At 62.3% G+C, this 7063-nt stretch carries 5 protein-coding genes and 1 tRNA gene; 3 read left to right on the top strand and 3 right to left on the bottom strand.

What is annotated here, in order from left to right; genetic code table 11:
* Positions 1-34: 34 nt before the first annotated feature.
* Positions 35-1288 (bottom strand): DUF4032 domain-containing protein, encoded by a 1254-nt coding sequence (locus tag HMPREF9237_RS08660; protein WP_016443370.1) that lies wholly within the window; start codon positions 1286-1288, stop codon positions 35-37.
* A 28-nt stretch (positions 1289-1316) separates the two neighbouring features.
* Complete coding sequence (locus HMPREF9237_RS08665; protein WP_016443371.1) at positions 1317-2096, bottom strand: ABC transporter ATP-binding protein; 780 nt, start codon at positions 2094-2096, stop codon at positions 1317-1319.
* A gap of 133 nt (positions 2097-2229) precedes the next feature.
* Here HMPREF9237_RS08665 and HMPREF9237_RS09085 point away from each other — a divergent pair, with 133 nt between their 5' ends.
* From HMPREF9237_RS09085 to HMPREF9237_RS08680, 3 genes are all read left to right on the top strand, one after another.
* Positions 2230-4047, top strand: coding sequence for a serine/threonine-protein kinase (locus HMPREF9237_RS09085; RefSeq protein WP_016443372.1), 1818 nt, complete (start codon positions 2230-2232; stop codon positions 4045-4047).
* Between the two features lie 172 nt (positions 4048-4219).
* On the top strand, positions 4220-5119 hold the full coding sequence (locus HMPREF9237_RS08675) for a DsbA family protein (protein ID WP_016443373.1): 900 nt from the start codon (positions 4220-4222) through the stop codon (positions 5117-5119).
* Positions 5120-5287: 168 nt separating this feature from the next.
* A tRNA-Thr gene (locus tag HMPREF9237_RS08680) sits at positions 5288-5363 on the top strand.
* 114 nt (positions 5364-5477) lie between these two features.
* On the opposite strand, the gene HMPREF9237_RS08685 is transcribed toward HMPREF9237_RS08680, so the two are convergent.
* Positions 5478-6956: a hypothetical protein gene (locus HMPREF9237_RS08685; protein WP_016443374.1), complete on the bottom strand. Its 1479-nt coding sequence runs from the start codon at positions 6954-6956 to the stop codon at positions 5478-5480.
* Positions 6957-7063 lie beyond the last annotated feature (107 nt).

Raw genomic sequence — 7063 nt, forward strand, 5'->3', positions numbered from 1 at the left:
GCGCAGCGGTCGCGACCTGCGCAATAAGCGCGCCTTATTCCGGCGTGGCGGTAACCGCGGGGATCTCCCCGGTTTCTCCATCCAGGAAGGTTGATTCGTCACGCCGGTGGCGCAGCACTTTCTCCACGAAAGAGGCCACGGCCTCGGCCTGCGGAACATCACGCTGCTGGTCTTCGGAAATAAACCAGCGGTGCTCGAGGATTTCGTGGAAGAGCTCGGCCGGCTCCAGCTTTGCGGTAAGTTCGGGCGGGATCGCGGCCACGGTCGGCTCATAGACATCCACGAGCCAATCGTGGACGATCATCATGTCGGATTTGCCGCTCTTATTGTGGAGGGCGGCGTATTCGTCAATATCGTTGAGGATACGCCGAGCCTGGTTTTCTTCCACATCTAGGCCGGTCAGCCGCCACACCTTGCGGGAATAATGCCCGGCCTCCACGATCTTCGGCTGGATGAGGAGCCGGTCTTCGTCCGGGCCGGAATCAATGGCGATCTCGTCCACGTCAAAGCCCAGGTCATTGAGGCGGCGTACCCGCTCGGTCACCTTCCACTTTTCATCCGGGCCGATAGCCACCTGCGCGGTGATTTCTTCCCACAGTTCGAAGTAGCGATCCGAGAACGTATCGCCCACCCCGATGGTGTCAAAATCTTCGGGAAGCACCCCGCCGGCCTGCAAATCCATGAGCTCGCCAATGATATTTGTGCGGGCCACATCGATATCGTATTCGCGTTTACGCTGGGTGATCGGGCTGTAGAGCTCCCCGGTTTCCGCGTCCACCAAATAGGCCGCGAAAGTTCCCGCATCGCGGCGGAACAGGGTATTCGAGAGTGACACATCACCCCAGAAAAACCCGAGAAGATGCAGCCGTACCAGGAGCACGGCTAGCCCGTCGATGAGCTGGGCGATGGTGGCACGCCGGTGCTGCTGCCCGAAAATCGCGCGGTAGGGCAGGGAGAAAGGAAGATGCTCGGTGATGAGGCAGGCGTTGAGGGCATTGCCTTCCGCGTCGGTGCGTTTGGAGACCACCGCAACCGGCTCCACCGAGGGTGCTCCGAGGCGCTTTAAGGTGCGCAGCAGTTCGTATTCGCGCACCGCCACCAGTTCGGAAATCTCTTTAATAGCGATGATCCGCCCGGAGAGCCGCACGAAACGCACGGTGTGGCGGGAAATACCGCGCGGGAGCGCAGCGATGAGAGCACGCGGCCACTCTTCGAGCGCCACGTTCCACGGCAGATCGAGGAGATCAGGTTCAACGCTAGCCGCCATAATGGATAGCGAGGATCGCATGAGTGTCCTTTCCGGGAGTAGCTGCGGCTTAATCGTAGCCGAAAGCTCGAGAGCCCGGCGCGCCATCAACCAGCGCCCCCGCTTCCACCATCCCGGCTTCTTCCAGGAAGGCCCGCACGGGCGGGGTGAGGTCCGCCAAAATTTCCGCGGGAGTCCCCACCTGCTGGAGCGTACCATCCACCATGATGCCTACCCGATGGGCGCAACTGAAAGCTTCGCGCGGATCGTTTGTTACGTACACCGTGGTAATCCCGGTGCGTTCTTGAAGTACGGAAATCTGTTCGCGAATCTCATCGCGAATTTCCACATCCATATTTTTCAGCGGTTCGTCCATGAGGAAAATACGCGGCCGGCGCACCACCGCGCGCCCCATGGAGACCCGCTGGCGTTCCGCGCGGGTGAGCTGGGCGGGTTTCGCGTCCAGAAACTCGGTGAGCTCCAAAATATCTGCTGCTTGCGCCACTCGCGCGGCAATATCATCGGGGTCCGCCCCGGCTATTTTCAGGTGGAAGCCCATATTATCCGCGACCGTCATATGCGGATATAGGGCGTAATTCTGAAATACGATCACTACGTCGCGCATGGATGGCGGCAGCGCGGTGACATCTTCACCGTCCAGCAGTACCGCTCCGTAGTCCATATCCTCCAGCCCCGCAATCATGCGTAAAACCGTGGATTTACCGGAGCTGACCGGGCCGGTAAGCGCGAAAAATTCGCCGTCGTTGATATGGAGATTCACGTGGTCAACCGCTGGCGCAGGCGCATCGGGATAGTACAGTGTCGCGTTGACGAGTGACACAGAAGCCATGGGAATTCTCCATCAGTTACAGCGGTCGGCATTGACACGCTCATCAACTATTATGCCACGTCAGGAACTCGAATACGAGGGCGAACTCCGCGTAAAAAATGCGCCGGCCGGCACACTTCGGTATTTTTGAGGTATGCGGGAGGAAATTGGTGGCTATCGGCTGGTGCGGCGCATTGGCTTCGGCGGCATGTCCACGGTTTACGAGGCGGTGGATGGTGCCGGCACCCGCGTAGCCCTGAAACTCCTCCACCCGGCGGCCGTGGATGGGCCGGCCGGGCGCGAACGCCTCCGGCGCGAAGTTGCGATGTTGCAGCGGGTGCGCGGGCCCTATGTTGCCGAGGTACTCGATGCCGAAACGGATGAGGAGGATGCCTTTATCGTCACCCAGCTGGTGGAAGGTCCTACTCTCGCGGAGGATGTGCGTGTGGACGGTCCTTACCCGCCGGCGGAATTAGTGACGCTTGCCCGCCAGCTCCACGCCGCGGTTACGTCCGTGCATCGCCTCGGGGTGCTGCACCGCGATCTCAAACCGTCCAATGTCATGCTCGGCGCGAACGGCCCGGTCCTCATTGATTTCGGCATCGCGCAAACAGGCGGTGATAGCCGACTCACTATGTCCGGCGCGGTCACCCATACCCCCGGATATCTCGACCCGCGGGTGCTGCGCGGCCACGCCCCGGACGAAGCCGCTGACCTGTGGGCGCTCGCCGCGGTCATCGCTTTCGCCACCACCGGTCACGACCCGTATCCCGGCGCGAACCCGGCGGATATTATGCGTCGCGTCCTGGAGGGGGACGCGGACGTGACCGGCGCACCCCCGCGTATCGCCTACGCCCTGCGGGCCGCGCTCGCGGAGCCGGTGGAAGAACGCTGGGGGATTGACGCGGTGGTCGCGGCCCTCGCGGATCCGGTTTCATGGTACGACGACGCCGCTACCGCACCCCGCGCCTTGCCCGCCCAGATGGATGCAACCGTGCCGGCGGCCCTTCCCGGGGCGGCCGCGATGGAAGCAGAGACCACAGCGCTGGGTTATAACCCGGAACTGGGTCACAACCCCGAGCTGAGCAGTAATCCAACGCTGAGTCATAACCAGACGCCGAGCTATAACGCCACCGATAGCGTGCCCAGCGCTTTCCCGGAGATGTGGCCCCAGCCCATTTACGCCGGATCGGCCACTGCTCCCTATCCGCAGGCTGGGCCGGCCACCACCCCCTACCCCGTAGCTGCGCCGGGTCCCACCACGCCGGCCACCTTCAGTCCCGCTGCTGTTGAATCCCGGCCGGAAGCCGCCTCTTATCAGGGTGTCGCGCCACTGGAACCCGCGCCGCTCCCGCTATGGGCCCGCCTGCCGCGGCGCACCCCGATCCTCAGCTTCGTCCTGGGTGGCTTGCTGTGCGCGGTGGTGGCTGCCTGGCAGATCGCCGGGTACGTAGGTTATGCGCTTGTCACGGTGAGCTTGGTGTTTGCGGAGAGAAACGCAGCGCGGCTGCTGCGGCGTCGTGCAGAAGAAGGCGGGCCGTTCCGCGGCGAACACCTGGGGCAAATTCTGCGCGCTCCGCTCACCTTCGCAGAAAGTGCCCTCAGCGTGATTCCGTTGCACGGCATCGGGCTCCTCGCGGTCACGCTCGGCTACGTGGCGGGGCGGCTGGGCGGGCTTTCCGGGCCGGGCGCGGGCGCGGTGGCCGCTCTCGCTGGAGTGGGAATCTCCTGGCTCGGCCCGAGCGGGCGGGTAGCGCGGGGCGGCAGTGCTGTTGTCTTTGCGCGCCTAGCCCCAACGCGCCCCTACCGAGTTTTCTGGACCGTGCTGCTGCTGGCCGGCGCGGCCGGGATCGCGCTCCTGGCCCTTGGTGGGATGCTGGGCGTGCCCGCGGATACCCCGCTCGGCTTCGGGTACTACGGCGAACCTCTGGTAGCGATGGTCAAGGATCTGGTGGGCGGCGCGGGGCGCTAAACGGCCGGCGTGCCCGGTAGCGCGGCCCACCAAACTGACCGCGCGGGCAATGTCACCCGGCCGGCCCTCACTTTTCCCAGGGAAAGCGGCGATAATTGACATGTTAAAGTCAGGGTGAAAGGCGCAGTGGCCGGGTGGCCGCAGGCGCGTCGTCGTAACCGAGGAAAAGTGAATGGCACAGACTCAGAAGAATAACCGGCAAAGTTCCGCGGCGCAGCGGCGTGAAACCGCGCGCGCGGCGGCGGCCCGGCTCCAGGAACAGGAAAAGAAGCGGGCGCGGCGCAATCGCGCGCTCGCGGTTGTGGCGGCTGTTGTGGTGGTGGCGCTTATCGCGGCGGCCGTCTGGTTCATCCTCTCGAATAAGAAGGATGATGCGGGCGCTCCGGCCACGCAGGAAAGCTCCGCGGCCGCGTACCCGAGCGCTCCGGCCACACCGTTGGCTGAACGCCCCGCCCCGAAGGTTACCTCCCAGCTGCCGAAAAACGTGACCCCGGATGTGGGCGTGAGTGTGGGTAGTTCGCTGGCGGCCGGCACCGTGAACGAAGGCAAGCCGGTTGTTGATATTTACTTCGACTACCTGTGCGTGTGGTGCAACCGTCTGGAAACCGCCTACGCGGAGGAGCTCACCCAGCGCGCGAAGAACGGTGAGATTACGCTGGTTTACCACCCGCTCGTGGTGGAATCCCAGTACGAATTCTCGCACACCGCCTCGGCCTCCGCGCTGTGGGTGGCCGAGCATCGCCCCGATGTTTTCGCGGCCTACCACAACGAAATTTTCGCGATGACGGCCCCGCTCTTCGAAGCGAAGGAAAAGGTGCCGGTGCCGCAAACCGCGCAGCTGGCCGAACTCGGTAAGAAGGCCGGCCTCACCGATGCCGAAGCCGAGCAGATGATCGCGGACGTTTCCGTTGGGGACGGCAAGCCCGCCATGTATTCCGAGCTGCTGGGCCAGTCGCTCCAGCAGTTCAGCGCCGACGGCTTCACCGGCACCCCCACCGTGCTCCTCAACGGCAAGCAGGTGGCGGACTGGACCGACGGTAAGCTCACCGCCGCGCTCGACGCCCTCAAGTAGTGCCCTAGGCGCCGCGTGCCCTTGTGGTACGACGACGCCGCAGCGGGGCGGTCGCTTCGCGCCGCCCCGCTGGGGGCTCAGCTCTCGGGATCCCTATTTGTTCCAGAGGGGGGATTCTGGCATGATAAACTCTGGTTCCTTGTTCAGCAGGTGTGCTGGGCAAGAATTGCCTCCGTAGCTCAGTTGGTAGAGCAGCTGTCTTGTAAACAGCAGGTCACAGGTTCGAGTCCTGCCGGGGGCTCCACTACAACATATATTTCAGGAATGTACCGGGTGGTAACCATGGTGCTCGGAAAGCAAACGCGGGAGAAGGCTCGGTCTGATGACCGGCTTTCTCCCGCGTTGCGGTGATGGCGTGTTATACCGTGTGCTTGGCTCGGCTGCGCGTGGCCACCGGAATGCCTACGAGGAGCAAGGCCGCGGCGGCTGCAAGGCCGAAGGAGGTCGAGGCACCGGTGCGCTGCAGCCGGGGCTGGGTGCGCTTCTTCGTTACCTGCGGGCCTTCGGAGGGATTCTGGCCGGGGTTCTCACCGGTGGGGATTCCGGGGGTAGTGGCGCCAGGAGTTCCCGGTGCTCCGGGGTTGGGGCTACCCGGAGTGCTGGGCTGAGCGTCTGGGGTTTGACTACCCGGGGTACTCGGTGTGCTTGGCTGATTACCGGGCGTCTCCGGACCGCCCGGGGTTCCCGGGGCGGTGGGCTGGGTGCTAGGCGTGGCGGGGGTACCGGTATCAGATGTTCCGGGATTGTCGGGCTTCTTGTCCTCCGGTGTCGTCTTCTCGCAAATCTTCACGACTGCCGCTGCCTGGTCACAGCCATCTTCGTTGATGCCACTCAGGTAGTAGGTAACCGCAGGATTTGAGTGGAGTGCGAAGGTGGAGGAATAGTGATCATAAACCGACGCAGAACTTCCAATATCGGTACCGATAAGATCGGTGCGGCCCGATTCTCCGGTGACGATGCACTGGGGTGAGCCGGTCAGGCCTGCGGGGGTAGTGTGTCCGAGGAGGAACTTATTGGTGCCGGGATCGGTCAGTGAGTAAGCGGGTAAATCACCCGTACGGGCCCATGGATATTCCTGGAGATTCTGGCATCCCTCCTCATAGGAGCCGGGCCCACCGCGTTCTTGACTACACTTCCAGAGCTTGTTAGTTGCACGGATAGGAAGAACGGTCAGCTCTGATTGGACGGTGACATCTCCTTCGACCTTGATCGTGAAAACACCCGGCTCGTTAATGCCGAAGCTGTATTCGTCGTACATCTCCATATTTTTTACCGGCGCGCTATAGCCAAGATACGATGGTTCTTCACCTGCCTTTGCGGTGCTTGCCGGGGTACGCCATATCCCAAAGTTTGGATCGGTGAAATCGGTGGAAATAACTCCGCCGCTGTCCGGCGTTTCTAGCCAACCGGAGGAATCGCGCGTAACCTCAATAACGGGAATGTCTTGTTCCACGCTTCTTACGGGAATCGTAGTTGTTACGCGAAGATCAGAATTCTCCGCAACCTCCCAGGCACGATCCGGGACACTGGTGAGAGTGAATTTCACATTTTCCAGTACGGAGGGTACGAAAATGGAGGTGCCTCGTGTTGTTTGAATATGGTCAGAGGATAGAACTAGGGGAGTGGTCTGTACTGTATAGGTCACATGGGCGACGTCACCCACTTTCTCCACACAGGTATCGCCGCCCTGGCAGTTAACCGCGCCGCCAGTCAGGGAATTAATACCACGGCCCCACTGCATATCGGAGCCACTAACAGTGGTGGGTAGAAGCAAACCTATCCCGGCGAGCGCAACAGCAAGAGCGGCGCTCCCGAACGCTGCTATTGATTTCTTCATGTCTTATCCATTGGTTGCGTCCGTTAGTGTGGTGTATCTGTATCCCGCGGTGATCCTCGTGTCGGCATGCACAAAGGCGACCATCGCGGGTACCTTTCGAATCAACT

It is taken from the genome of Actinotignum schaalii FB123-CNA-2 (assembly GCF_000411135.1).
Taxonomy (GTDB): domain Bacteria; phylum Actinomycetota; class Actinomycetes; order Actinomycetales; family Actinomycetaceae; genus Actinotignum; species Actinotignum schaalii_A.